Source organism: Isoptericola luteus (genome assembly GCF_020297055.1).
GTDB classification, from domain to species: domain Bacteria; phylum Actinomycetota; class Actinomycetes; order Actinomycetales; family Cellulomonadaceae; genus Isoptericola; species Isoptericola luteus.
In genome coordinates this window covers 42,192-68,000 of record NZ_JAIXCQ010000012.1, presented here as the reverse complement: position 1 = coordinate 68,000, position 25,809 = coordinate 42,192, and the positions used below count along the sequence as shown (strand labels likewise).

The following is a 25,809-nucleotide window of genomic DNA, read 5'->3' as shown; positions in this document are numbered from 1 at the left end:
TCTACTGAACCGTCATCGCGACGTCATCGCACCAAGGCGCGAAGATCTTGCGGCAGATGCCACTCGCGCTCGTCGTAGCGCGCCGATAATGCGCATTATGTCATGACGACCGGGAAGAGGGCTCTCGACCGCGGGTGGACCGGTCCCCTCACGGACGACCCGACGGTGCTCACGGGCGTCACCGTGCGAGACCGAGCTGCCGGCATGCCGGCAGCTCGGCGTGATGCGGGCGTGCCGGTGTGGTGCAGCAGACGCTCGCAGGAACCGGCCGAGCCTTTGCGGCACGCGCGTCGACGATCTCGCCGATGTCGGCGCCCCTGCGTCCCGGCGCGGCAGCCCCTCGGCGCGCCCCGGTACACCCTGGGACCACAGGACGCCCGCCCTCCCCTGAGGCTCGTCCCGCCAGCCCGCGCCTGGGCACCCTCCCGCGGGGAAACCAACGGTCCGTATCGGAAGGATGCGAGGGTGCGTCGGCGAGATGGGTCAGCCGACCTCGCCATGGAGCAGACTCGGGTCTAGACTGAAAAAGGACATTCAGATCAAACCATTGTGTATGCCACAACACCGTGGTTTCGGACTCTCATCGGTCCGCGCCTCCCCGACGAGACACCCGCCCACGGCCACGGTTCCTGTCGGTGCCGCGTCCTAGTCTCGTCGGGTGGAGACCCCTCTGTACGCGACGTACGCCACCGCGCTCGGCCATGGCGCGCTGGTCTGGGACGCCGCGGCACGGATCGTCGGGTCCACGCTCCCCCAGCCCGATGCCGACGCGGCGCGGCGCGAGGTCCACGGGCGGCACCCCGGTGCCACGCCGGGCCGCCCCTCCCCTGACGTCGTCGCCGTCATCTCGGCCGTGCGACGCCTTCTCGACACCGGCACGGACGTGGAGCACCTGGCCGACGTCCCGCTCGACCTCGCGCGCGTCCCGGAGTTCGACCGCCGCGTGTACGACGTCGCGCGCGCCGTCCCGGCGGGGCAGACCCTCACCTACGGCCAGGTCGCCGCGCGGCTCGGCACACCGGGCGCGGCCCAGGCCGTCGGGCGGGCGCTCGGTCGCAACCCGTTCCCCCCGATCGTGCCGTGCCACCGCATCATCGCCGCGGGACGGCGGCCGGGCGGGTTCTCGGCACCCGGCGGTGCCCGCACCAAGCTGCGCATGCTCGCCGCTGAGGGCGTCGAGCTGGAGGCCCCGACGCTGTTCGACCTCTGAGCTGGCTGCCCGGGTCGAACCGATCGGCTGTCGGTGCCGGCGCCTACCCTCGCCACGAGGCGTCACCGCTGGTGAGCGCCTCGAACGTGTCACCGAGCAGGGCAGGAGGAAGTCATGGTCGCGCCGCCCCGGCTCAACCGCGTGACCGTCGGCCAGGCCGCCGGCCGCTACCTCTCGACCGTCCGCGTCGAGACGGTCCGGGGGGTGCTCTCCCCCGCCACGGCGCGCAGCTACGAGCGTGACGTCACGGAGCTGGCACGGCTGCTCGGCGAGCAGCGCGTGCTCGACGACGTCACGGGTGAGGACGTGGACGACGCCCTGGTGCGTTACCAGTCCAGCCCGGACGGCCGGTTCGCGGACCCGGCGCGCAAGGGTGCACCGGGACGGTCCACGGCTACGGTGAACCGCTTCCGCCAGTCGGTGACGCGGTTCTTCACGCATGCGACGCGGGAGTGCTGGGTCCAGGCCGACCCGATGCAGTGGGCCTCTCCCCCGGCCAGGGTGCGCGGCGGGCTCCGCGTCGCCCGGACGGCGCTGTCGGCCTCGGCGGCGTCGGCGCTGCTACGCACGACGGCGCCGGTGCCAGCAGGCCCGGGATACCGCGGCCAGCGGGTCGTGCGCCGCGACCAGGCGCTCGCTCAGCGGGACCGTCTGGTCGTGGCCCTCCTGCTGGTCCTCGGCCCTCGGGTCTCCGAGCTCGCCCGCGCAGACGTGGCGGACTTCGTGCGTGAGCCGGGCGAGACCAGGTGGCGCATCGTCGGCAAGGGCGGGGTCACCCGCACGGTCGTCCTGTCCCCTCCGCTCGCCGCGGCGCTCGAGGACTATCTCGGCGAGCTCCGTCCGCGCCTCGCGGCGAGACGCGGCGACGACCCGGACGCGCAGCGGGCCCTGCTGCTCACGTGGCGTGGACGCCGGATCGACACCCAGGCGATCCGCGCCCTGCTCTCCCGCGCCGTCGAGCAGATGCCGGCGCCGTACCGCAGGCCCGCGACCCCGCACGCCCTGCGGCACACCACCGCCACCCTCCTGGTCGCGGACGGGTGGGACGTCAAGGTCGTCGCCGAGCTCCTCGGCCACCGCTCGATCGCGACCACGGGCGTGTACCTCGACCGCATCGAGGGCGAGCTCGCGGCGGCGATCCGGTCGCACCCCCTGTCGGCAGGGATGGACCACAGTGAGACACGCGACGTCGGGTGCGAACCGGACAAAGATGGCGCACCGGGCGGTACCGCGAGCAAAGACGCGTCCCCGTCGATAACGTGACCCCGTGCCGCTCCGCCCGCAGAATCCTGCCAGTCCCGTCCGTGTCCGGTTCCAGGTCGACTGGCCGACCGTGCGCAAGCTCGCGACGCGCGCCGCGCTCGTGACGGTCGCCGCGCCGGTCGTCGTCGCGGCCGGGGTGATGGCGCTCGAGCGGTTCCGTCGCCACCAGTACCCGCTCGACGCCCCGTTCCCGACGGCTCCGCCGGCCAGTACCCGGGTGCAGGACACGACGGCCACCGTCTACACGTACGGCGCGGACCTGTACGAGGCGATGCTGGAGGCGATCGAGGGCGCCCGGCACCAGGTGTTCCTGGAGACGTACATCTGGAAGAACGACGACGTGGGCGAGCAGTTCAAGGCGGCGCTGCGCGAGGCCGCCGACCGCGGTGTCGAGGTGTACGTGGTCTACGACGGCTTCGCGAACCTCGTCATCCCGCGCAGCTTCTACGACATGCCCCCCGGGGTGCACATGCTGCGCTTCCCCGCGTTCCGGCCGGGGCTGCTCATGCTGGACGTGCGTCACTCGGGCCGCAACCACCGCAAGATCCTCGTGGTGGACGACGAGATCGCGTTCGTGGGCGGCTACAACATCGGCACCCTGTACGCCACGAGGTGGCGCGACACCCATCTGCGCATCGCCGGCCCGTCCGTGTGGGAGCTGCGCAACGCGTTCGTCGACTTCTGGAACCGGTGGCGCACCCCGGACCTGCCCGTGCTGCAGGACGTCGGGTCGAACCTCTGGCTCCCCCAGCTGCGGGCCGCGCGCAACGCACCGTCCGAGCTCGTGTTCCCCATCCGGGGCATCTACCTCGACGCGATCGACCGGGCGTGCTCGCACATCTACATCACGCAGGCCTACTTCATCCCCGACGCCGACATCCACACGGCGCTCCTGGAGGCGGCCGCCCGCGGGGTGGACGTGCGCGTGCTCATGCCCGAGCGGTCGAACCACGTGGTCGCCGACTGGTTGGCCCGCGGGCTCTACTCGACGCTCCTGCGCGGCGGGGTGCGGATCTTCCTGTACCAGGGCGCGATGATCCACGCGAAGACGGCGACCGTCGACGGCATCTGGACCACGGTCGGCACCGCGAACATCGACCGGCTCAGCCTCACAGGCAACTACGAGATCAACCTCGAGGTCGTCGACGACGGCCTGGCCGCCGAGCTCGAGTCCGCGTTCCGGATGGACGAGAGCAACTCCCGCGAGCTGACCCTCGACGAGTGGGAGCGCCGTCACCCGCTGTCCAAGATCGCCGAGCGCATCATGGCACCGCTGCGGCCCCTGCTCTGACGGCAAGCCCCGGGCCGCTGCCCTGAGGCGCGCGCCTCGGCGGTCGGCTCAGCCGGCGGTGCGCGCGCGCCGCCGGGCGGCGAGCTCGTCGCCCTCGTGAGACGTCATGTCGACGTCGTCGAGCGACTCCGTCGGCATCTCCGACAGGGTGCCCTCGATGTCGCGCCAGACCCGCCCGACGGCGATGCCGAAGACGCCCTGGCCACCCTGCACGAGGTCGACAACCTCGTCAGGAGACGTGCACTCGTAGACCGACGCCCCGTCGCTCATCAGGGTGATCTGCGCCAGGTCCTCCACCCCGCGCTCGCGCAGGTGCGTCACGGCGGAACGGATCTGGTGCAGCGAGACCCCGGTGTCCAGGAGTCGCTTGACCACCTTGAGCACCAGGATGTCGCGGAAGCTGTACAGGCGGTGCGTGCCCGAGCCCGTCGCGGGGCGGATCGACGGCTCGACCAGCCCGGTGCGGGCCCAGTAGTCGAGCTGACGGTAGGTGATCCCGGCGACCCCGCACGCCGTCGTACCGCGATAGCCCGTGCCGGAGTCCTGTTCCGTGAGGTCCTCACCGAACAGGAGGCCCTGAGCGCCGTGCGGCACGGTGGCACCCGTGGGGACGCTTGCCTCACCACTGTTGTTCACTGTGCCTCCTGAGATGTGTTCACCACGCTAGGTCGGCGGCCCGGGGCCGTCAACGATGTGTGGCCCGAACGGTTCGGCGTGTCGCGCCGCCCGGGAAAGCCTCGACCGACGCTCGAGGGTTCGGGTCCCACGCTAACCGACCACAACCCTCGACCGGAGGTTGATGGTCTCCCGGCGTGGCGGGCGCCTCATGGCGGCGAGTCGTCCGGCTGCCCGCCGGCGTCGGGCGGGGCCCCGGGCTCGTGCGGGCCGCCCGGTGCCGTGAAGTCGGCGGCCGTGGCGTGGTCGAGGAAGTCGCGGAACCGTTCCACCTCGCGCTGCTGCTCGACGTCGACCACCTCCACCCCCGCCACGGCGACGATCTCCGCCGAGCACAGCACGGGGCTGTCCGTCCGGACCGCCAGCGCGATCGCGTCGGAAGCCCGGGAGTCGAGCCGTGAACCGTTCGACAGGACGAGCTCCGCGAAGAAGATCCCCCCGTCGAGCGCGACGATCTCGACCCGCTCCAGGTCGACGCCGACGGCGCCGAGCAGGTCGCGCAGCAGATCGTGCGTCATGGGTCGCGGCGTCACGAGGCCCGCCTGCGCCATCGCGATCGCGGACGCCTCGCGGGCACCGATGACGATCGGGACGGCCAGGTTGGCCGCGGCGTCCAGGAGCAGCACGACGATCTCCTGATCGCGCTCCTGCTGGCGCACGCCCATGACCTCCACGGGGACCAGGGGCGCGTCGGCCGGCTCGTTGCCTTCCACCGATCCACGGTACGACGCCGCGGCGTCGTCCGTCGCGTGGGGCGCCCACCCCGGAGTGGCTCGCGTCGCTCGCGTGGCCCGGCGCGACGACGGACGGTTCAGACCAGGTCGTTCGTGCCCTGGCGGACCCATCCGGTGTGCAGCCGGGCCAGCAGCTCGCCGATCTCGCTGGCGAGCTCTGCCGCCTGGGCCCGTGCCGACGGGGTCTGCTGGCTGCGGTACGGCGCCACGAGCTGGTCCACCAGGCCGACGTGCCGGTCCGCGGAGGTGCGCAGCGACCGCAGGTGACGAGGCTCGATCCCGTGCTCCGCGAGCCTGGCGGCGATGCGCACGACCTCGGGCGCACCCGCGTCCAGGCGCCCGCCCGCGATCTCGCGCACGATGCCCGCGGACACGAGCTGCTGCACGAAGGCCGGCGACGTGCCGGTGGCCTCGGCCACGCTCTGGGTGTCCCACCGCCGGCGCGCCGGCGTGGCGGGGGCGCTGCTGTCGGCCAGCCGCGGGGCGGGGCCGGGGGCCGGCTCCCCGGCGTCCATCTCCGCCAGCCGCTCCTTGATGACCTTCAGCGGCAGGTACGAGTCACGCTGCTCGGTGAGCACGAAACGCAGCCGCTCGACGTCGGCGGGGCTGTACTGCCGGTAGCCCGACGGGGTCCGCACCGGCTCGATGAGGCCCTGGTCCTCGAGGAAGCGCAGCTTCGAGTGGGACACCGACGGGAACTCTGGCCCGAGCTGCGCGAGCACGTCGGAGATCCGCATCGACGCCTGCCGCGAGATGCCGTGGGGCCATCGGCGCGGGGCGTCGTCCTCGAACCGGTCGCCCTGCGCTGCCCGCGCTCCGCTCACGACGCGGGCGCCTGCGGGTCCCGCGGCGCCTGCGGGCTGGCGTGGAAGGACATGCGGAACTTGCCGATCTGCACCTCGTCGCCCGTGGACAGCTGTGCGGCGTCGATGCGCTCGCGGTTGACGTAGGTGCCGTTGAGCGAGCCGATGTCGCGCACGGCGAACCGGTCACCCTCGCGGACGAACTCCGCGTGCTTGCGCGAGACGGTCACGTCGTCCAGGAAGATGTCCGCGCGCTCGCTGCGCCCCGCCACCGCACGGTCCGTGTCCAGCAGGAAACGCTCCCCCACGGCTCCCGAGCCGTACTGCACCACGAGGAGCGCCGAGTGCCTCGGCAGCGCGGCCACGGCGGCCGCCTCCTCCGCCGTCAGCGGGATACGGAACGCCTGCTCCTCCGCGGGCATACCGACCCGGCCCAGGTGAGCCGTCGTGTCGGCGGCCGCCTGGTGCGGCGGCAGTGCGCGGGGGTCGGTCATCTGTCCTCCATCGAGGTCGGGCCGGGGGTCGGTCACGTGTCCGACGTGCGCCGTCGTCCGCTCAACCTACCCCGTACCTGCGGCGAGCGGGAAGCCGCGAGGGCTCACTCGTCGCGCGGCTGAGGCGTCGCGTACTCCGGCTCGGACGGCTCACGCACGGCCGTGATCTCGACGTGGTCGCGTCGAGTCGTGGTTGCCTGGGCGCCCGCAGTCCGGACCGTGGCGAGGGCCCCGCCGGGGATCTCCAGCGCGCGGTCCATCGTCTCGGGGTCACCGATCACCGTCCACTCGTACGGCGAGGAGAGCGCCTGCCCGTCGACGACGATCGTGTCGTTCTCGTCGGTGAACCACGTCGACGTGACGAGTCGCACCCCGTTGAGCTCGACGACCTCGGCCCCGGCGTTGCGCAGCTCCTCGAGCACGTTGAACAGCTGCGACGCCTCCAGAAGGCCGGTGGGGTCGGCGATCAGGACGCGCGCCCCGGGGCCCTCGGCAGGCAGCCGCCCGGACAAGATCCCCTCCGACTCGGCGCGCTGGCGTGCCAGCTCGAGCGCCGACTGGGCCTGACCCGAGCCCGAGGCGAGCTCGTCGCGGGTGGCCTCCAGCCCGGAGACCTCCTCGGCGAGCTGCTCGGAGCGGTCCGTGACCTCGTCCAGCAGGCGCACCAGGTCCTCCTGGCGCGCGGTGGAGAGCTGGTCCGACGCGGACTGCTGCACCTGCACCACCAGGGCGAACCCGAGCGCGGCGCACAGCAGGCCCGCCAGCAGCTGCGACCGCGACAACCGGGGCCTCAGCGCGGCACCCAGGCGCTTCCAGCCTCCTCGTCCCGCGGGCACGGCGGGCAGGTCGTGGTCAGCGCTCGCGGGCACCGGTACGGACGGGGGGCCCTCCGGTGCGGCCTCGTCCCGGACTGCCTCGTCCTGGGCTGCCTCGCCGGGCCGGTCCGCGCCAGGGTGCTCCCCGGGGGCCGGACGGCCCGCGGCGGTCAGGACGACGTCGTCCTGACCGTCCCACGAACCGTCCCACGTACCGGGCGGCTGGTCGTCGTCGGAGGCGTCCGCACCGTTCGCACCGTTCGCGTCGCCCGCGTCGCTGGTGTCCCCGGGCTCGTCGTGGTGTCCGCGCTCCACGGGCGACGAGATGCCGTCCGTCTCGTCCCCCCGGTCCGCACCGCCGGCGGCGTCGTCCTCGACCACGGCGTCGTCCCCGGCGATGTGGCCGGCAGGGTTGACGTCCTCGGTGGGCGTGCTCGGTGCGTCCGGCTCGTGGTCGCCCGCGGAGGGCCCGGACGTCGGTGTGGTGCTCATGCCTTGAACAGGTGCCGCCGGATCGCGGCGGCGTTCGAGAAGATCCGGATGCCGAGCACGACGACGACCGCCGTGGACAGCTGCGAGCCGACCCCGAGCTGGTCACCGAGGAAGACGATGAACGCGGCGACGACGACGTTCGACAGGAACGACACCAGGAAGACCCTGTCGTCGAAGAGCCCGTCCAGCTTGGCGCGCAGGCCGCCGAACAACGCGTCGAGCGCGGCCACGACGGCGATCGGCAGGTACGGCTGCAGAGCGACGGGCACGGTGGGCTGCAACACCAGGCCGGCGACCACGCCGACCACGAGCCCGACCACGGCGATCATGGGCGTTCCTCCTGGGTCTCGTCCTGCGTCACGTCATCATCCGTCGGCTGGGCGTGGCGCAGGGTCTGCGTCCCGACACCACTGAGCTCCAGCTCGCTCTGCGGGACCACGCTCGAGGAGACCCCGTATCGCGAGCCCAGGAGCTGCAGGTAGGCGGGCGCGCCGGTCCGAGCGTACGCGGTCTGCATCCCCTCGGGGTCGCCCACCGCACGGATGACATAGGAGGGCCCCGGGAGCGGCACGAGGTCCACCAGGATGGCGTCCCCCGCGTTCCGGATCGCGGACATCGTCGTCAGTCGCTGGCCGTCGACCTCGATCGCCTCGGCTCCCGAGGACCACAGGGCGTTGACGACCGTCTGGACGTCCACGTCGCGCACGCGCGCCCCCGGTTCGGACTCCGTGTCCGACAGACCGCCGCCGCCGTCCGCGAGAGTCACCACCAGGCCGGGCCCGGCGACCGGGGACGTCCCGTTGACCGCCGAGTCCACCCGCAGGGTCCGCAGCAGCGCGGGGTCCTGGCTGGCGAGCGTCTCGTGCTGCAGCTCGTCGATCTCGGCGCTCAGCTCGCCCGAGCGGTCCCGCAGCCCGTCCGCCACCGCCTGGCGCTCGACGATCTGGTCCTCGAGCAGCTGCCGCGCCTCGGCGATCTCCGCCTGCGGCGCTCGCAGCTGCTGGGCGGCGGCCACCGTCACCAGACCGAGAACCCCCGCCAGGACGGCGAGAGCCGCCGCACCGGCCCACCCCCGGCGGGGGGTGGAGCCGGCGGCGCTCGCTGCCTTCCGCCGCGCGGCCGCGTCGGCGTACCCCGGGTCCAGGGGCCGCTCCATCACCTCGACGAGCAGCGTCATCGACTCGTCGGGACGACGACGCCGCTGCCCCTCGGGCACGCCGTCGTCCGCGGCGCGGTCCGTCTTCGTCCCGGGTCGTGCGCTCACGGCCGCTCCTCGACGCCCGCGCCCGTCGCCCCGCTCCCGTCCACGCGGTCGGCGACGACCAGGGCGCGCGTCTGGCTCACGTACTGCAGCCCTGCAATCCAGTACAGGCCCACCCCCCACCAGGTGAACGCCCAGCCCACGACGTGGGCGGTCGTGCCGAGGGCACCGTCGGCCGTCGCGAGCAGCAGGAGCGGGAACGCGTACAGCAGCGCGAACGTGGCCGCCTTGCCGACGAAGTTCACCTCGAGCGTGCCGTAGCCGTGCCGCGCCAGCACCGGCATCAGGCACACGAGCATCACGTCACGGGCGACGATCACCGCGAGGAGCCACACCGGCACGATGTCGCGCCAGGCCAGGCCGATGAGGGTCACGAAGATGAAGAGGCGGTCCGCCGCGGGGTCGAGCACCTGGCCCAGCTTGCTCACCTGGTTCAGGCGACGGGCGAGGACGCCGTCGAGCCAGTCCGTGAACCCGGAGAACGCCAGCACGGCGAGGGCCCACACGTCGTGCCCGACCACGATCAGCACGGCGAAGACCGGCACCAGCGCCAGACGCACCATGCTGATCAGGTTCGGGACGGTGAAGACCGCCGTACTGATCTCAGGGCCTGGCTGCACGCGCACATCCTACGCAGCCCCGCCCTGGCGGCGGGAGACCGACAGTGGCCGAACTCACCGCGGTCCCCCGAACGACCACGGGCGCGGTCAGCGTACGATGGAGGCTCATCGGAGTTCGTCGTGCCCTCCCGCGTGTTCGTGCGACCTCGGCCACCGAGCCAGGTCAGGTGTGTGTCCGGGAAACAGCGACCGCCTCGCCCCATGGCGACGCAGGACTCCTGTTTCCCACCGACGAACGGCTGACTCCTTGAGCACTGACTCGACCCTGCCCACCGACGCCTCCACCACCCCCGAGGCGACCGGCCCCACCTTCGCCGACCTCAAGCTCCCTGCTGCCCTGCAGGCCGCGGTCGACGACCAGGGCTTCACGACGCCCTCCCCCATCCAGGCGCGCGCCATCCCGGAGCTCCTGTCCGGCCGTGACATCACCGGCGTGGCCCAGACGGGCACCGGCAAGACCGCCGCGTTCGCGCTGCCGCTCCTCGCCGCCATGGACCCCGCCGCCAGCGTCACCGGCGGCCACGTCCAGGCCCTCGTCCTCACCCCGACCCGCGAGCTCGCGCTCCAGGTCTCCGAGGCCGTCGAGTCCTTCGCCACCCACCTGCCCGGCGTCCGCGTCACCTCCGTGTACGGCGGTTCCCCCTACGGCCCGCAGCAGCGCGCCCTGCGCGAGGGCGTCCACGTCGTCGTCGGCACCCCCGGCCGCGTCATGGACCACCTCGAGCGCGGCTCGATGTCGCTCGACGGCGTGAAGTTCCTCGTGCTCGACGAGGCCGACGAGATGCTGCGCATGGGCTTCGCCGAGGACGTCGAGACGATCTTCGGCCAGGCGCCCACCCAGCGCCAGGTCGCGCTCTTCTCCGCGACCATGCCGCCCGCGATCCGCTCCGTCGCCGCGACGCACCTCAACGACCCCGTCGCGATCGCCGTCTCACGGCAGTCCTCCACGGTCTCCACCGTCGAGCAGACGTACGCCGTCGTGCCGTTCCGCCACAAGGTCGGCTCCCTCGTGCGCGTCCTCGCCACCTCCGACGCCGACGCGACGATCGTCTTCACGCGCACCCGCAAGGACGCCGAAGAGGTCGGCGCCGCCCTGGTGGAGCGCGGCATCTCCGCCGCCACCATCTCCGGCGACGTCGCCCAGAAGGAGCGCGAGAAGATCGTCGAGCGCCTCCGCTCCGGCTCCGTCGACGTCCTCGTCGCCACCGACGTCGCCGCCCGAGGCCTCGACGTCGACCGCATCGGCCTCGTCGTCAACTTCGACATCCCCCGCGAGGCCGAGGCCTACGTGCACCGCATCGGCCGAACGGGCCGCGCCGGCCGCACCGGCCGCGCCCTGTCGTTCGTCACCCCGCACGAGCGCGGCAAGCTCAAGCACATCGAGCGCACCATCCGCGCCCAGCTCGTCGAGGTCGAGGTCCCGTCCCCGCGGGACGTCTCCCAGCACCGCGCCCGCCGACTGCTCGACGCCGTCAGCACCCGCATCGAGTCCGGGCGTCTCGACATGTACGCGCAGATGCTGCAGGAGCGGGCCGCCGCGCAGGACGCCGCTCCGGAGACCACCACCACGGAGGCCGGTGACACCGTCACCACCGCCCCCGACGCCGACGTCCTGCAGGTCGCGGCCGCCCTCCTGGCGCTCGCGGTCGGCGACGACGGCCCCCAGCAGCGTGCCGCGCAGGAGGAGCACGACCGGGAGCGGGCCGAGGCGAAGGGCGGGCGCACCCGCGAGACGCACCGCGCCGAGCGCACCGAGCGGGACGGCGACCGGACCGGCCGCCACCCCCGCGCCGACCGGGACGACCGTGGCCGCGGCATCCGCCGTCCGGCGGACGGCACCCGGTACCGCATCTCCGTCGGCCACTCGCACGGCGCCCAGCCGCGCGGCATCGTCGGCGCCCTCACCCACGAGGGCGGCCTGTCCGGCAGCGACATCGGCAAGATCGACATCTTCGGGAACTTCTCCCTCGTCGACATCACGCGGCCGCTCGACGGCGCCACCATGGACCGCATCGGCCGCGCGCACGTCGCGGGCAAGGCGCTGCGGATCTCGGTCGACAAGGGCGCGCCCGAGCGTCGTGCACCGCGCACGGAGCGTCACCCGGCGAACGCCCGCTGACCGGCTGACCGGCTGACACCACGAAGCGCGCGCCGCCCTCGGGAGACCGAGGGCGGGGCCGGGGGGGGCGGCCGCGCGGGCCCGCCCCCCCCCGCCGCGCCCGCCCGCGGGGCCCCGCGCGCCCCGCCCCCCGCTTCGTCGTCCGCGGGTCCGCGACCCGGCGCGGTCATCCGTCCGGCGGCATCGCGGTCATGGCCGATGCCCGGGCGTCAGGTGGGCACCCAGGCGCTCGACGGCGCGCGCGAGTGCGCCGGGCTCGACCACCCGCACGGGGGCGGCGAGAGCGATGCGGGCGACCGTCATGGCCAGCCGACCCTCGTCCTCACCACGGATCCGGATCACCGTGGTCCTCGCCGTGGCCTCGACCACGTCGTGGTCCACCCACCGGAGCACCTCGGCGAGGTCGCCGACCCCGGCGCCCAGCGAGAGGGTGGCGACCCCCTCACGGGGGATCGGACCGACGGCGCGCGCGACGTACGCCGCCGCCCCGCCAGGGACCCCGCGAGGGGTGAAGCGACCCCCCGTCGCCCACGGGCGCGTGAGCCGGTCGAGCCGGAAGGTGCGCCAGTCCTCACGGTCCCGGTCCCACGCGACGAGGTACCACCGGCGTCCGGCGGTGACGAGCCGGTGCGGCTCGACCAGGCGCCGGGTTTCGCCGCCCTCCCCAGACCGGTAGCCGAAGCGCGCGAGCTCATGGTCGCGGCACGCCGCCGCGAGCACGCTGAGCAGCTCCGGGTCGACCAGCTCCCCGCCGGGGGGTGAAGGCACGGACGTGACGCTGGAGTGCAGTGCCGCCACCCGCCGACGAAGACGGTGCGGCAGCAGACCCTCGATCTTGGTGAGGGCCCGCAGCGACGTCTCCTCCATCCCCTCGACGGCAGCGGCGGCCGCGTAGCGGAGCCCCACGGCGAGCGCGACGGCCTCCTCGTCGTCGACCATGAGCGGCGGCATGTGCGCTCCGGACTCGAGTCGATAGCCCCCGTACCTGCCCGAGGTGGCGGCGACGGGATAGCCGAGCCCCCGCAGGCGGTCCACGTCGCGGCGCACCGTCCGCTCGGTCACGTCGAGGCGGGCAGCGAGCTCCGTGCAGCTCCAGAACCGGTGGGTCTGGAGCAACGAGAGCAGCGTGAGCGCCCGCCCCGTGGGGTCTGCCGACATGTCCCCAGGCTGCCAGGCATCGAGGACAGCTCCTGTCCGCGACCGGTTCTACGGTCGCACCGACCGATCGCCGCACCCGCGCATCGGCCCCGTCGCTGAGAGGACACGCCATGTCAGACCCCCTCGACTTCCCCCAGCCGAGCATGATCGCCGTCAACGGCATCGAGCTCGAGGCCTTCGAGGCCGGACAGGAGAACGTCGGCCACCCCCTCGTCCTCTGCCACGGCTGGCCGGAGCTGGCCTTCTCGTGGCGCCGTCAGATGGCGGCGCTCGCGGCCGCCGGCTACCACGTCATCGCACCCAACCAGCGCGGGTACGGCAGCTCGTCGCGCCCCGCCACGGTCTCCGACTACGACATCGTGCACCTGTCCGGCGACCTCGTCGGCCTCCTGGACCACTTCGGATACGAGGACGCCACGTTCGTGGGCCACGACTGGGGCGCGAACGTGGTGTGGAACACCGCCGTGCTGCATCCGACCCGGGTGAGCAAGGTGGTCGCGCTCAGTGTGCCGTACATGGAGCGCGGCGAGATCCCGCCCGTCGCGTTCATCGAGGCGGTCGTCGGCCCCGACTCGTACTTCGTCCACTTCAACCGCCGGCCCGGGGTGGCGGACGCCGTGTTCGACGCGAACACCCGCCAGTTCCTGCGCAACCTGTACCGCAAGAACGAGCCCGCGGCCGACCCGGAGCCGGGCATGCCGCTCCTCAACCTCGCCCAGGCCGAGACCCCGCGCGGGGAGCCCGTGATGAGCGACGGCGAGCTGGCGGTGTTCGTCGACGCGTTCGAGGCGTCGGGCTTCACCCCGAGCGTGAACTGGTACCGCAACGTGGACCGCAACTGGGAGCTGATGCGGGACGTCGACCCGGTCGTCCGCCAGCCGGCACTGATGATCTACGGCTCCCGTGACACGGTCATGAAGGCGCCGAACCTCGAGGCGTTCGTCCCGCGCGTGGAGGTCGTGGAGCTGGACTGCGGCCACTGGATCCAGCAGGAGCTGCCGGAGGAGGCCACGAACCTGATTCTCGAGTGGCTCCACCTGCAGGAGGGCGCCGACAGGTCGTGACCGGATCCGGCGGGTGTCGACACCCGCCCTCATGAGGAGGAACGCCTAGTGCGCTCCCGGGACGGTCGGGTCCGGCGCCTCGCCCAGCTCGATGACGAGAGCTCGCAGACGCCGGGCCTCGGCCATCCCCCGCTCGCCGTCGGCGCGCTGGACGCCCATGACGGCCAGGGTGTCGCCGTCGGCCAGGTCGAGCCGCACCCAGGGGTCGTTCGGCCCGAGCCGGACCTCGACCACCTCCGCCCAGCCCAGCCGGCGCCTGCGCACGACGTTGCGCACGGTGAGCCCGTCCGCGTCCGGGACGGCATGGACGCCGCCGAGGCGCCAGAGCAGCACGGCGGCCGCGGCGGCGAAGAGGACGAAGGACACCTTGGTCGCCGGGAGGGCTCCGAGAGGTCCGTCGGAGACCAGCCCGACGAAGAGGCTCCCGCCCACCGTGACGACCCCCACGAACCAGGCGGACACCTGACCCCACAGCGGCCGGAACGGGCGCCAGCGGGACGTGCCCGCGGGCGGCCGCCCGGAGGGCGTGTCCCGGTCGTCGGCGGTGCTCATGCCGTCACGTTGCCATGTCGGTGCCGTGCTCGACAGTCCTCTCGGCCAAGGTCAGAGCCGGCAGGCGTGGATCGAGGTCACGATGATCCCGCGTGCACCCACCTCGTACAGCGCGTCCATGACCCGGTTGGTGTCACCGCGTCGCACCATGGCGCGCACCGCCGCCGACTCTCCGTTGTGCAGCGGCGAGACCGTCGGCGACTCGAACCCCGGCGTCACCGCCACCGCCGCGTCGACCAGCTCGACGGGGACGTCGTAGTCCATGAGCACGTACTCGTGCGCCGTGATGACGCCCTGCAGGCGGCGCGTGACGACCTCGAGCCCCGCGGGGGGCTCCTCCCCCGTCCGGCGGACCAGCACGGCCTCCGACCGCAGGATCGGCTCCCCGAAGATCTCCAGCCCCGCGGCGCGCAGGGTCGTGCCCGTCTCCACGACGTCGGCGATGACGTCCGCGACGCCGAGACGCACCGAGCTCTCGACGGCGCCGTCCAGGTGCACCACGGCCGCCGGCTCGATCCCCTTCGTGGCCAGGTGGGCGCGCACCAGCGTGGTGTACGACGACGCGATCCGCTTCCCCGCGAGCTGCGACACCTCGGTCACGGTCCCGGCCGGCGCCGCGAACCGGAACGTCGAACCGGCGAACCTCAGCGGCAGGTGCTCGACCGCGTCCGCTCCCGAGTCGAGGAGCAGGTCGCGGCCGGTGATGCCGGCGTCGACCGTGCCGGAGCCGACGTAGACCGCGACGTCGCGAGGGCGCAGGAAGAAGAACTCCACGCCGTTGTCCGGGTCGGCGAGCACGAGCTCGCGGGTGTCTCGGCGCTGGCGGTAGCCGGCCTCGCGCAGCATGTCGCTGGCGGGGCCGGACAGGGAACCCTTGTTGGGGACGGCGATACGGAGCACGGGAAACCTCGTTCGGTGGTCAGGCGTGGGTGGGACGGACGTGGGTGACGTGTGGACGCAGAGCGCGCTCGACGGTCGCGGCCGGGCGTGGCCGGCTCGACCGGGCGCTCACAGATGCGTGTACACGTCCTCCAGCGTCATCCCCTTGGCCAGCATCAGCACCTGCACGTGGTAGAGCAGCTGGGAGATCTCCTCGGCGGCGGCCTCCTGCGTCTCGTGCTCGGCGGCCATCCAGACCTCGGCGGCCTCCTCCACGATCTTCTTGCCGATCGCATGCACACCGGCGTCCAGCTCGGCCACGGTCCCCGACCCAGCGGGACGGGTCACGGCCTTCTCGGAGAGCTCGGCGAACAGAGAGTCGAAGGTCTTCACCCGATCAGCGTAGACGCCGGCCCCCCGGCTCCGGGCTCGGTTCCGCTTTCCGGGATGGAGGTCACAGGGGGTACACCCCGCTTGGCATACTATTTTCAGGAGCGAGAACGTGGCGTGTCCCTCGAAGCGGAGGAGCTGCCCGTCAGTGGACGTGGGCCCCGGCGAGCTCCCGCAGCGCCGCGATCTCCGCCGGCACGTCGTCCGCCCCGTACACCGCCGACCCGGCGACGAAGACGTTCGCCCCCGCGTCCGCAGCCCGCTCGATCGTCGAGCGCGACACTCCCCCGTCGACCTGGATCCACACGTCCAGACCCGCCTCGCTCACCGCCTGGCGCGCCCGGCGGATCTTGGGCAGGGTCCCCTCGATGAACGACTGGCCGCCGAAGCCCGGCTCGACCGTCATCACGAGGATCAGGTCGACCTCCGACAACAGGTCGAGATAGGGCTCCACCGGCGTCGCGGGCCGCAGCGCCACCCCCGCCCGCGCACCGAGCCGGCGCAGCTCGCGCGCCAGTCGCACCGGGGCCGACGCGGCCTCCGCGTGGAAGGTCACCGACGCCGCCCCTGCCTCCGCGTACTGCGGTGCCCAGCGGTCGGGGTCCTCGATCATCAGGTGCGCGTCCAGCGGGACCGGCGACACCTGCGCCAGGCGCTCGAACACCGGCAGCCCCAGCGTCAGGTTGGGCACGAAGTGGTTGTCCATCACGTCGACGTGCGCGTAGTCCGCCGTCGAGATCTTCCCGAGGTCGCGCTCGAGGTTCGCGAAGTCGGCGGACAGGATGCTCGGGTTGATCAGCGCAGGCATGGACACAGCGTAGGCCGCCGCGCCCTGCCGGCGAGGAGCGGAGGAGCGGCGCACGCCCTGCCCGCTGCGATCCACTACGCTCGCCCCGTGCTCCCGCTCCACTCCCCCGCCGGACCTCCCCCCGGCGAGCCGCACGACGACGTGCCGCGCCCCAGGACCACGGTCCGCCCTGCCCTGCCCGGAGACCTGCCGGCCGTCGCGGCGATCCTCGAGCCGTACGTCACCGGCACGGCCGTGACCTTCGACGAGGACCCGCCGTCCCTGGACGCCTGGGCGAGCCGGTTCGCGGACCTCTCGGCGCGCGGCCTGCCGTTCCTCGTTGCCGAGGAGGAGGGCGCCGTCGTCGGCTACGCGTACGCCACCCCGTGGCGCCCCAAGGCCGCCTACCGGTACACGGTGGAGGACACCGTCTACCTCGCCCCCGAGGCCCAGGGCCGCGGGGTGGGGACCCGGCTGCTCTCCGCGCTGCTCGACGCCTGCTCCCTGGCGGGCGTGCGGCAGGTCGTCGCCGTCGTCGCGGAGGACCCGGCCGCCGCCGGCTCCCTCCCCCTGCACCGGCGCTTCGGCTTCGAGGTCGTCGGCGTCCTGCGGGACGTCGGGGTGAAGCACGGCCGCAGCGTGAGCACCATGCTGCTCCAGCGCTCCCTCGCCTGAGCCGGGGCGCCCCGCCGCCCACCAGTCGTCAGGTACCGGGGCACGGGGACGTGCACATGGCCCTGACACCTCGTGGAGGCGGGCTATGCCGTGCGGCGCAGCAGCGTCAGGTGCATCGCGTCAGTGCCGTGCACGTGCGGCCACAGCTGCACGTCGAGACCGTCGGCTCCGCCGTCGTCCGCCCCGAGGTCGATCTGCGCACCGGGCACCAGCACCGCACGCACGGCGGCGCGCGCGTCGATGCGCTCGACGTCGTCACGGTGGCGCAGCACGTCGTCCACGGCGAGCCGCGTCTCGGCCAGGTGCGGGGAGCACGTCACGTAGGCGACCACTCCCCCGGGACGCACGGCGTCGAGCGCCGACCCGAGCAGCTCGCGCTGGAGCGTCGTGAGCCCGGCCAGGTCGGCGGGCGTGCGGCGCCAGCGCGACTCGGGCCGACGGCGCAGCGCCCCGAGGCCCGTGCAGGGCGCGTCGACGAGGACCCGGTCGTAGGCGCCCGGCTCGTCGGCGCCGATCTCCCGGCCGTCACCGGTGCGCACGCGCTCGACGAGGTCCGCCGGGACGGCGCGCAGGGCCCGCTCCACGAGCCGTGACCGGTGCGGCGCGACCTCGTTGGCCACGAGGGTCGCGCCGTGGGAGTCCGCGAGCGCCGCGAGCAGCGCCGCCTTGCCCCCGGGGCCGGCGCACAGGTCGAGCCAGCGCTCGGGAGCACCCCCGTCGGCACCGTCGGCACCGTCGGCACCGTCGGCACCGTTGGCACCCGACAGGCCCACGGCCGCGAGCGCCAGCGTGACGAGCTGGGAGCCCTCGTCCTGCACCCCGGCGAGGCCGTCCGCGACGGCTGGCAGGCCCGCGGGGTCCGAGCCGCCGGCGAGGATGCCGGCGGTGGGCGCCCAGCGCCCGGGCTCGAGGCGCACCCCGGCGTCGCGGGCGTCGTCGTCGAGCTGCTCGGGGCTGACGAGGCCCGGCCGGGCGACGAGCGTGACGCGGGGGGCAGCGTTGTCCGCCTCGAGCAGGTCGGTGATCTCGTCGGGGGTGCGGCCGTGCCCGACGAGGGCCTCCCGCAGGGCGCGCACGACCCACGCGGGGTGGGAGCCGGTGTCGGCGAGCCCGCTGACGGCGTCAGGCGCCTCGGTGCGCAGCCGCTCGAGCCAGTCGTCGAGCGAGGTGCGCCCGACGGCCCGCAGGACGGCGTTGACCATCTGAGCGGGTCCGGCGCCGACGCGGTCGCGCGCGAGGGCGACGGTCTCGGACACCGCGGCGTGCGGGGGCACCCGCATGCCGAGGACCTGGTGGGCGCCGAGGCGCAGCACGTCGAGCACCTCGGGGTCGAGTCGGTCCAGGGGGCGGCTGACGCACCGGGAGAGGATGGCGTCGTAGCGCCCGCGCAGGCGCAGCGTGCCGTAGGCGAGCTCGGTGGCGAAGGCGGCGTCCCGGCCGGTGAGGTGGCGTTCGCGCAGCAGCGGCGGCAGCACGAGGTTGGCGTACGCGTCGGACCCGTCCACCTGTCGCAGGACGTCGAAGGCCGCGGTCCGCGCGGGGTCGGTACGGCGACGGCGCTCGGCGGGGGCCTGCGCGGTGCGGTGCCGATCCCCGCGGTGGCGCGCGGCCCCGCGCTGGCGGCCGCTGGAGTCGCGGCGGTCGGACGGTCCGGAGCGTTCGTTCACCCCGAGATCCTACGGTGCCCTGCCCCGGGGGTGCCTGACCCCTACGACGAGGGGGCGCCGAGGACCGGGTGTGCCTCCAGGACGGCGCGGCCTGCCCCGCGGGCCCAGTCGGGGGCGGCCATGAACGTCTTGCCGACGGGCTTGACCTCGCCGAGCTGCACGGCGTGGGTGGCTGTACCGACGAGCACCTCCCGCTTGCCGGCACGCACCTGGCCGGGGCCCAGGTCGGTGACGTCGGGGCGCGGCGTCACGGGGCCCAGGCCGAGGCGGGCGCCGTCGGGCAGGGCTGTCCATGCCCCGGGGGCGGGAGTGACCGCCCGCACCCGCCGGTCGACGGCGAGGGCCGGGTCCTCCCAGCGCACGCGGGCGTCGTCGGTGCTGATCTTCGGGGCGAGGCTCACGCCGTCGGTCGGCTGCGGCTGCGGTCGCAGCTCGCCGTCCTCGAGCGCGTCGAGGGTGGCGACGAGCAGGCCGGAGCCGCTGTCGGCGAGCCTGCCCAGCAGGTCGCCGGAGGTGTCCCGGGGGCGGACGGTCTCGGTGGCGGTGCCGAGGACCGGCCCGGTGTCCATCCCCTCGTCGAGGAGGAACGTGGTGGCGCCGGTGACCTCGTCGCCGGCGAGGACGGCGTGCTGCACGGGCGCCGCGCCCCGCCAGGCGGGCAGCACGGAGAAGTGCAGGTTGATCCACCCGAGGCGGGGGACGGCGAGCACCTCGGGGCGCAGCAGGTGCCCGTACGCGACCACGGGGGCGGCGTCGACGTCGAGGTCGTGCAGGGTGGCGACGAACTCCTCCCCCCGGGGCACGTCGGTGAGCACCGGGATGCCCGCTTCCTCGGCGGCGACGCGCACCGGGCTCGGCACGAGGTGGCGCCCGCGGCCGGCACGGGCGTCCGCACGGGTCAGGACGGCGACGACCTCGTGGCGCGAGGCGAGCAGGGCGCGAAGGGACGGGACGGCGGGCTCGGGGGTACCGGCGAAGAGCAGGCGCACCACCCGATCCTAGTGGCGGCGCCGGGGCCGGGGCTGTGACGATGACCGCACCTCGACGTGCCCCGGACCTGCGGTCCCGGCACGACCGGGTCCTTGCGTCAGGTGCCCTCGGTGGCTGGGGCCCGACGGCGTCGGAGTCCGCGCCCCGGCCCGCAGAGCTGCCCTAGGCGCTCACCGGCACGCCGAGGGCCCGCAGGTCGCGCCGCAGCCCGGGCGTGCCGGTGAAGTGCAGGGCGTGCAGTCCCGCGTCGCGGGCCGCGGCGACGTTGACCGGGCTGTCGTCCACGAACACCGCGCGGGCGGGCTCGACGGCGTGCACGGCGACGAGGTGGGCGAAGATCGCCGGGTCGGGCTTGGCGAGCCCCACCCGCCCGGAGACCACGACGTCGTCCATGAGCGTCGTCGCGGGTGCGGACCGCGCGGCGTGCACGAAGAGCTCGGCGGACCAGTTCGTCAGGCCGAGCAGGCGCAAACCGGACCCGCGGAGCTCCTCCACGAGCTCCGCCGAGCCGGGGACGGGGCCGGTGAGGGTCGCGGCGAACTGCGCCACGTACTCGTCGAGCAGCGGCAGCAGGTGCGGGCGGTCCGCGAGCGCCGCGCGCGCCCGCGCCCAGGAGCGGCCGGCGTCCTGGGCGAGGTTGAAGGCCGGGAAGTCGATCTCGGCCATCCAGGCGTCCACCTCGGCGCGGGGACGGCCGCGGAACGCGCCGTAGGGGTCCCATCCGACCAGGACGTTGCCGAAGTCGTAGACGACGGTGTCGATCACGGTTCCGCTCGTCGGGCCGTCCTCAGGATCGTTCCGGGGGTCGGGACCGGGCGGAGGGTCGGGCTGCATCCTCAGAGCATCTCCTTGGGGTCGAGCTGGACGCGGACGGTACCGCCCTCGCGCCGGGCGGACCGCACCGCGAGGGACGCGCGCAGCTGTGCCGCGAGCTCGGCGCCGCGGGCCAGCGGGACGCGCAGGACCACCCGCACCCCCGGGTCGAGCGTGACGTCGCGGGCGGCACCGCCGGGCGCCGGCTGCTCGACGGGGCCCAGCAGGGCGTCGCCGGCCGCGAGCGGCACCCGCCCGACGACCGCCGCGACGGCCTGGCGCTCCCCCGTCACGGCCGCGACCCGCACCGCTGGCGGGAGCCCGAGCTCGTGACGCTCGGCGAGCTCACGGTCGGCGAGGCCACCGGGGTCGAACCGCACGAGCGCGCCCGTGGGCGCGGGTGCGGCGTCCCCGACGAGCAGCACCTGCCCGCCGTCGGAGGCGGCGCGCACCAGGGAGGCGGCCGCGAGCCATCGGTGCAGGGCGTCGGTGGCGGTGGCCAGGCCGGTGCCCGACGTCGCGACGGCGGCGTCGAGCAGCAGCGCTGCCGCGTACCCGCCGGCGGCCACGGGCTCGGCACCGGGCGTGCTGACGACGAGCGCGGGCGCGGCGGGCACGTGGTCGAGGACTCCTCCGGGCGCCGTCGACGCGGACAGGCGCACCGTGGTGCCGGGGAACGCGCGGCCGAGCTCCTCGGCGGTGCGGTCGGAGCCGACCCGCACGGCCCGGAGCCGGGTGTCGCCGCACTCGTCGCAGCGCCAGCCCCCGGCGAGGCGCCCGCACCAGGCGCACTGGGGGGCGGCGGCCGTGCCGGGCAGCCCGAGGGGGCCGTGGCAGGCGCCGCAGCGTGCGGCCGTGCGGCAGCGCCCGCACGCCACCACGGGCAGGTAGCCGGTGCGCGGCACCTGGACGAGCACGGGCCCGTGCTCCAGGGCGGCGCGCGCCACCCGCCAGGCGGCCGTGGGCAGGCGGGCGGCGGCGCCCGGGCCCTCCGACGCCAGCTCGGTGGAGGTCAGCGCCCGCACGCGGGGGGCGCGCGCCCGCAGCACGTCGCGGGTGGCCGCGATCTCGTGCGCCCACCCGGCCGCGAGCAGCGCCTGCGCCTGGACGGTGCGGCCGGGCGACGCGAGCAGGTAGGCCGCGCTCTCGAGCTCGCTGCGCAGTGCCAGCACCTCGCGCACGTGGGGGTACGGGGCGTGCGGCTCGGCGAGGGTGTCCTCCCCGTCCCCCCACAGCACCACGAGCCCCAGGTGCGGCACGGGGGCGAACATCGCCGCGCGGGTCCCCACGACGACGGACGCCAGGCCGTGCCGGGCACGCAGGAACGCGCGGTAGCGGGGCGCCGGGCCGTCGTCGGCGAGCAGGCGCACGTGGTCGCTCACCCCGGCGGCGTCCAGGGCCGCGCAGACCCGGTCCACGTCCCGGGCGTCGGGCGCCACCACCAGCGTGCGGCGCCCGCCGGCGAGGGTGGCGCGCACGGCCTGCGCGATCCCCGCCGCCCAGTGCGGCACGGTCTGCGGCACCGGCTGCGGCACGGGCACCCCCGCGGAGGTGGCGCCGCCCGCGGCGGTCGGTGCGCCCGGTCCGTCAGAGCCGTCACGGCGACCGGCGGGGCCCCCGGGGGGCGCGAGGCCCGGCAGGGGCGTCCAGACGGCCCTGGGGGCACCGCCGGCCAGCAGGTGCCGGCAGAACGCCGCACCGCCCCGGTACGCCGCCCAGGGGTCCTCCTGAGGGCCGTCGCCGGGCGGCGGCCCCGGCCGCGCCGGGTCGTCGCCGCCATCACCGGCGCGGCCGGTCCTCGCCCCGTCGTGTGCCTCGGCACCGTCGACGGGATCTTCGTGCTGCTCGGCGAGCACCGCGAGGATCTCCTTCTCCACCCGCGCGTGCCGCGGGGGGACGGCGAGCCGCAGCACGTCCGCGAGGGTGCCGGCGTACCGCTCGGCGACGGCGCGTGCGAGCCGCAGCACCGGTGCGCTGAGGACGGGGTCGGGCGAGACGAGCCGCTTGAGAGGCACCAGGCGCCCCGTGTGCTCGGACGTCTCAGCGCGCCCGACGACGTACCCGGACACCTCCTGGGGGCCGAACCGGGCGCGGACGCGCACGCCCGGGCGCGCCGCGTCGGACATCACGGCGGGCACGAGGTAGTCGTACTCGCGGTCCAGGTGCGCGGGCTGCAGGTCGAGCACGACCCGGGCCACCGGCAGCTCCGTGGCCATCTCCTGCGCCCCGAGGGGCGTCCTGCGGGCCTTGCCCTTGTCCTTGCGCCCGCGGGCCGGCCCCTGGACGTCGTCGAGCCCGAGCAGCGCGGGCTGCTCGGGCTCGTCGACGTCGGTCACGGGCACCATCCCATCACGCCCCGGGGACACCGGAGCCACGCGACCGACATGCGCGGCCCGCTCCTGCGAGCGGCGGGCGGGAGCGGGTCAGGTGCTCAGACCGCCGCACGCAGGGCGTCGGTCCGGTCGGTGCGCTCCCAGGTGAAGCCGGGCAGCTCGCGGCCGAAGTGACCGTACGTGGCGGTCTTGGCGTACACGGGCCGCAGCAGGTCCAGGTCACGCACGATGGCGGCCGGGCGCAGGTCGAACACCGTGTCGATCGCCGCGCCGATACGCTCGACGGGCACGGTCTCGGTGCCGAACGTCTCCACGTACAGGCCTACGGGGTGGGCCTTGCCGATGGCGTAGGCCACCTGCACCTCGCACCGGCGCGCCAGGCCCGCCGCGACCACGTTCTTGGCCACCCACCGCATCGCGTACGCGGCCGACCGGTCCACCTTCGACGGGTCCTTGCCGGAGAACGCCCCGCCGCCGTGCCGGGCCATGCCGCCGTAGGTGTCGACGATGATCTTGCGTCCGGTGAGGCCGGCGTCTCCCTGCGGGCCTCCGACGACGAACTTGCCGGTCGGGTTCACGATGAGGCGGGCGCCGCCGGTGTCGAGCCCGACCAGCTCCGCGACGTCGGCCAGCACGGGGGCGATGACGTGCTCGGCGACCTCGCGCTCGAGCTTGTCCTGCACGACGTCCGCGTCGTGCTGCGTCGAGAGCACGACCGTGTCGATGCGCACCGGACGGTCGCCGTCGTAGCCGACCGTCACCTGGGTCTTGCCGTCGGGCCGCAGGCCGGGCAGCTCCCCCGTGCGCCGCACGGAGGCGAGGCGCTCGGCGAGGCGGTGCGCCGTCCAGATCGGTACCGGCATCAGGGACGGCGTCTCGTCGCTGGCGTAGCCGAACATCAGGCCCTGGTCGCCCGCCCCCTGCGCGTCGAGCGGGTCGCGCGTGCTGCTCGGCCCGGCGGAGTCGTCACGCTCCTCGATGCTCTTGTCGACGCCCTGCGCGATGTCCGGCGACTGCTGGCCGATCGAGACCGACACCCCGCAGGAGTCGCCGTCAAAGCCGATGGCCGACGACGTGTAGCCGATGCTGCGCACGACCTCGCGCACGATCTGCGGGATCTCGACGTAGGCGTCCGTCGTCACCTCTCCGGCGACGTGCACGAGGCCCGTGGTGACCATGGTCTCCACCGCGACGCGCGACCGCGGGTCCTGGGTGAGCAGGGCGTCGAGGATGGCGTCGGAGATCTGGTCGCACACCTTGTCCGGGTGTCCCTCGGTCACGGACTCGGACGTGAAGAGACGCAGCGCATCGGTCATGGCGGACAGCCTACGGGCGCAGGGCCGGAATCTCTGCGTCGACAACGGGCGAAACGCCCGCATCCTGGGATCTGTCTCAGGATGCGGGCGTCTCCGTGGATGTTCGGGATGTCGGGGACGTCAGGTCGCCGGGAGGATGTCGGCCACGGCGTCCCAGATGCCGTCGGCGACCGCGCGCTTTGTCCCGGACGCCCGCGCGACCTCCTCGCCGGAGCCGTCCAGGATCGTCACCTCGTTGGTGTCCACCGCGAAACCGCGACCGCCCCCGACGGCGTTGACGGCCAGCAGGTCGGCCCCCTTGCGCCGGGCCTTGGCGCGCCCGTGCTCCAGCACGGTGCCCTCGGCGTCCCCGGTCTCGGCGGCGAAGCCCACCACCACCTGCCCGGCGCGCAGCCGCTGGTGCGCGAGCTCGGCGAGGACGTCGGGGTTCTGGACCAGCTCGATGGGCGCGGGGCCCTCGCCCGGCACCTTCTTGATCTTCGCGTCGGGCACGGCGGCCGGGCGGAAGTCCGCGACGGCGGCGGCCATGACGACGACGTCCGCGGCGCCCGCGGCCTCGCGGACCGCGGAGCGCAGCTGCGCGGCGGTCTCGACGTCGGCCACGTCGATGCCGACGGCCCGCGCCTGAGCCGTGAGGGCCACGTCCAGGTTCGCGGCGACGAGGGTCACCTGCGCGCCGCGTGCCCGCGCGGCAAGGGCGAGGGCGACGCCCTGGCGGCCGCTGGACCGGTTCCCGATGAACCGGACCGGGTCGATCGGCTCGCGGGTGCCGCCGGCCGACACCACGACGCGCCGTGCGGCGAGGTCACCGGCTCCGTCGTCCGTGGCCGCGCCGTCATCCGTGGCCGCGGGCGCTCCGGGCCCACCAGGGGCGGCGCCGACCAGTGCCAGGGCCACCCGCGCGATCTCCTCGGGCTCGGGCAGGCGCCCGGGACCCGTGTCGGCGCCGGTGAGCCGCCCGCTGGCCGGCTCGACGACGACCACGCCGCGGGCGCGCAGCGTGGCGACGTTGGCGCGGGTGGCGGGGTGCTCCCACATCTCGGTGTGCATGGCCGGGGCCATGACCACGGGGCAGCGCGCCGTCAGCAGCGTCGAGGTGAGCAGGTCGTCCGCGCGGCCGGTGGCGGCGCGTGCCATGAGGTCCGCGGTGGCCGGGGCCACGACGACGAGGTCGGCGCCCTGACCGAGCGCCACGTGGGGCACGTGGGCGACGTCCTCGAAGACCTCCGGGGTCACCGGCTCGCCCGACAGCGCCTCGAACGTGGGGGCGCCGACGAACTGCAGCGCCGAGGCGGTGGGCAGCACGCGCACCGCGTGCCCCTGCTCACGCAGGAGGCGGAGCAGGAGCACGGACTTGTACGCGGCGATGCCCCCGCTGACCCCGAGCAGGATCCTCATCGGCGCGGCG

General features: G+C 74.4%; 25 protein-coding genes. 6 read left to right on the top strand and 19 right to left on the bottom strand.

Annotated elements, in window-relative coordinates:
* Nucleotides 1–658 precede the first annotated feature (658 nt).
* The 3 genes from LEP48_RS15380 (at nucleotide 659) to LEP48_RS15370 (ending at nucleotide 3,764) form a co-directional block, all read left to right on the top strand.
* Nucleotides 659–1,210, top strand: coding sequence for a methylated-DNA--[protein]-cysteine S-methyltransferase (locus LEP48_RS15380; protein ID WP_225566455.1), 552 nt, complete (start codon nucleotides 659–661; stop codon nucleotides 1,208–1,210).
* Between the two features lie 114 nt (nucleotides 1,211–1,324).
* Complete coding sequence (locus tag LEP48_RS15375) at nucleotides 1,325–2,473, top strand: tyrosine-type recombinase/integrase (RefSeq protein WP_225566454.1); 1,149 nt, start codon at nucleotides 1,325–1,327, stop codon at nucleotides 2,471–2,473.
* 4 nt (nucleotides 2,474–2,477) lie between these two features.
* On the top strand, nucleotides 2,478–3,764 hold the full coding sequence (locus LEP48_RS15370; RefSeq protein WP_225566453.1) for a phospholipase D-like domain-containing protein: 1,287 nt from the start codon (nucleotides 2,478–2,480) through the stop codon (nucleotides 3,762–3,764).
* A gap of 48 nt (nucleotides 3,765–3,812) precedes the next feature.
* Here LEP48_RS15370 and LEP48_RS15365 read toward each other — a convergent pair whose 3' ends face one another.
* The 8 genes from LEP48_RS15365 to clsA form a co-directional block, all read right to left on the bottom strand.
* The gene (locus LEP48_RS15365; protein ID WP_308010045.1) at nucleotides 3,813–4,400 is read right to left on the bottom strand and encodes a MerR family transcriptional regulator; all 588 of its coding nucleotides are present in this window, start codon (nucleotides 4,398–4,400) and stop codon (nucleotides 3,813–3,815) included.
* A gap of 188 nt (nucleotides 4,401–4,588) precedes the next feature.
* Nucleotides 4,589–5,104 (bottom strand): bifunctional nuclease family protein, encoded by a 516-nt coding sequence (locus LEP48_RS15360; protein WP_225566508.1) that lies wholly within the window; start codon nucleotides 5,102–5,104, stop codon nucleotides 4,589–4,591.
* Between the two features lie 146 nt (nucleotides 5,105–5,250).
* Entirely contained in the window at nucleotides 5,251–5,997 is a 747-nt protein-coding gene (gene ftsR / locus LEP48_RS15355) for a transcriptional regulator FtsR (RefSeq protein ID WP_308010044.1), read from the bottom strand.
* The gene (locus tag LEP48_RS15350) at nucleotides 5,994–6,470 is read right to left on the bottom strand and encodes an FHA domain-containing protein (protein ID WP_255641536.1); all 477 of its coding nucleotides are present in this window, start codon (nucleotides 6,468–6,470) and stop codon (nucleotides 5,994–5,996) included. The genes ftsR and LEP48_RS15350 overlap by 4 nt, the downstream gene beginning before the upstream one ends.
* Before the next feature lie 104 nt (nucleotides 6,471–6,574).
* The gene (locus tag LEP48_RS15345) at nucleotides 6,575–7,777 is read right to left on the bottom strand and encodes a DUF881 domain-containing protein (protein ID WP_225566451.1); all 1,203 of its coding nucleotides are present in this window, start codon (nucleotides 7,775–7,777) and stop codon (nucleotides 6,575–6,577) included.
* On the bottom strand, nucleotides 7,774–8,106 hold the full coding sequence (locus LEP48_RS15340; RefSeq protein WP_225566450.1) for a small basic family protein: 333 nt from the start codon (nucleotides 8,104–8,106) through the stop codon (nucleotides 7,774–7,776). The genes LEP48_RS15345 and LEP48_RS15340 overlap by 4 nt, the downstream gene beginning before the upstream one ends.
* The gene (locus tag LEP48_RS15335) at nucleotides 8,103–9,041 is read right to left on the bottom strand and encodes a DUF881 domain-containing protein (protein WP_225566449.1); all 939 of its coding nucleotides are present in this window, start codon (nucleotides 9,039–9,041) and stop codon (nucleotides 8,103–8,105) included. The genes LEP48_RS15340 and LEP48_RS15335 overlap by 4 nt, the downstream gene beginning before the upstream one ends.
* Nucleotides 9,038–9,658 carry a cardiolipin synthase ClsA gene (gene clsA, locus LEP48_RS15330; protein ID WP_225566448.1) on the bottom strand — a complete coding sequence of 207 codons (621 nt, stop codon included), beginning with the start codon at nucleotides 9,656–9,658 and terminating at the stop codon, nucleotides 9,038–9,040. The genes LEP48_RS15335 and clsA overlap by 4 nt, the downstream gene beginning before the upstream one ends.
* A gap of 247 nt (nucleotides 9,659–9,905) precedes the next feature.
* On the opposite strand from clsA, the gene LEP48_RS15325 reads away from it, so the two are divergent.
* Entirely contained in the window at nucleotides 9,906–11,777 is a 1,872-nt protein-coding gene (locus tag LEP48_RS15325; protein ID WP_225566447.1) for a DEAD/DEAH box helicase, read from the top strand.
* A gap of 189 nt (nucleotides 11,778–11,966) precedes the next feature.
* Here LEP48_RS15325 and LEP48_RS15320 read toward each other — a convergent pair whose 3' ends face one another.
* Nucleotides 11,967–12,935 carry a helix-turn-helix transcriptional regulator gene (locus LEP48_RS15320; protein ID WP_225566446.1) on the bottom strand — a complete coding sequence of 323 codons (969 nt, stop codon included), beginning with the start codon at nucleotides 12,933–12,935 and terminating at the stop codon, nucleotides 11,967–11,969.
* A gap of 110 nt (nucleotides 12,936–13,045) precedes the next feature.
* On the opposite strand from LEP48_RS15320, the gene LEP48_RS15315 reads away from it, so the two are divergent.
* Nucleotides 13,046–13,999, top strand: coding sequence for an alpha/beta fold hydrolase (locus tag LEP48_RS15315; RefSeq protein ID WP_225566445.1), 954 nt, complete (start codon nucleotides 13,046–13,048; stop codon nucleotides 13,997–13,999).
* A gap of 45 nt (nucleotides 14,000–14,044) precedes the next feature.
* Here LEP48_RS15315 and LEP48_RS15310 read toward each other — a convergent pair whose 3' ends face one another.
* The 4 genes from LEP48_RS15310 to rpe form a co-directional block, all read right to left on the bottom strand.
* Nucleotides 14,045–14,551, bottom strand: a complete 507-nt coding sequence (locus LEP48_RS15310; protein WP_225566444.1) for a PH domain-containing protein — start codon at nucleotides 14,549–14,551, stop codon at nucleotides 14,045–14,047.
* Nucleotides 14,552–14,602: 51 nt separating this feature from the next.
* Nucleotides 14,603–15,451, bottom strand: coding sequence for an ATP phosphoribosyltransferase (gene hisG, locus LEP48_RS15305; protein ID WP_225566443.1), 849 nt, complete (start codon nucleotides 15,449–15,451; stop codon nucleotides 14,603–14,605).
* A gap of 108 nt (nucleotides 15,452–15,559) precedes the next feature.
* Complete coding sequence (locus LEP48_RS15300) at nucleotides 15,560–15,823, bottom strand: phosphoribosyl-ATP diphosphatase (RefSeq protein ID WP_225566442.1); 264 nt, start codon at nucleotides 15,821–15,823, stop codon at nucleotides 15,560–15,562.
* A 142-nt stretch (nucleotides 15,824–15,965) separates the two neighbouring features.
* Entirely contained in the window at nucleotides 15,966–16,628 is a 663-nt protein-coding gene (gene rpe / locus LEP48_RS15295) for a ribulose-phosphate 3-epimerase (RefSeq protein WP_225566441.1), read from the bottom strand.
* A gap of 87 nt (nucleotides 16,629–16,715) precedes the next feature.
* On the opposite strand from rpe, the gene LEP48_RS15290 reads away from it, so the two are divergent.
* Complete coding sequence (locus LEP48_RS15290; protein ID WP_225566439.1) at nucleotides 16,716–17,282, top strand: GNAT family N-acetyltransferase; 567 nt, start codon at nucleotides 16,716–16,718, stop codon at nucleotides 17,280–17,282.
* A gap of 83 nt (nucleotides 17,283–17,365) precedes the next feature.
* Here the strand turns inward: LEP48_RS15290 and LEP48_RS15285 are convergent, their stop codons facing one another.
* From LEP48_RS15285 to LEP48_RS15260, 6 genes are all read right to left on the bottom strand, one after another.
* A complete protein-coding gene (locus LEP48_RS15285) occupies nucleotides 17,366–18,949 on the bottom strand; it encodes an RsmB/NOP family class I SAM-dependent RNA methyltransferase (protein WP_225566437.1) in 1,584 nt (527 codons plus the stop codon).
* A 41-nt stretch (nucleotides 18,950–18,990) separates the two neighbouring features.
* Nucleotides 18,991–19,938, bottom strand: coding sequence for a methionyl-tRNA formyltransferase (gene fmt / locus LEP48_RS15280; RefSeq protein ID WP_225566436.1), 948 nt, complete (start codon nucleotides 19,936–19,938; stop codon nucleotides 18,991–18,993).
* A 163-nt stretch (nucleotides 19,939–20,101) separates the two neighbouring features.
* A complete protein-coding gene (locus LEP48_RS15275) occupies nucleotides 20,102–20,704 on the bottom strand; it encodes an HAD family hydrolase (protein ID WP_225566435.1) in 603 nt (200 codons plus the stop codon).
* A gap of 71 nt (nucleotides 20,705–20,775) precedes the next feature.
* Nucleotides 20,776–23,097, bottom strand: a complete 2,322-nt coding sequence (locus LEP48_RS15270) for a primosomal protein N' (RefSeq protein WP_225566434.1) — start codon at nucleotides 23,095–23,097, stop codon at nucleotides 20,776–20,778.
* Between the two features lie 86 nt (nucleotides 23,098–23,183).
* Entirely contained in the window at nucleotides 23,184–24,401 is a 1,218-nt protein-coding gene (gene metK / locus LEP48_RS15265; protein WP_225566433.1) for a methionine adenosyltransferase, read from the bottom strand.
* A 120-nt stretch (nucleotides 24,402–24,521) separates the two neighbouring features.
* Complete coding sequence (locus LEP48_RS15260) at nucleotides 24,522–25,799, bottom strand: bifunctional phosphopantothenoylcysteine decarboxylase/phosphopantothenate synthase (protein ID WP_225566432.1); 1,278 nt, start codon at nucleotides 25,797–25,799, stop codon at nucleotides 24,522–24,524.
* Nucleotides 25,800–25,809: the final 10 nt, after the last annotated feature.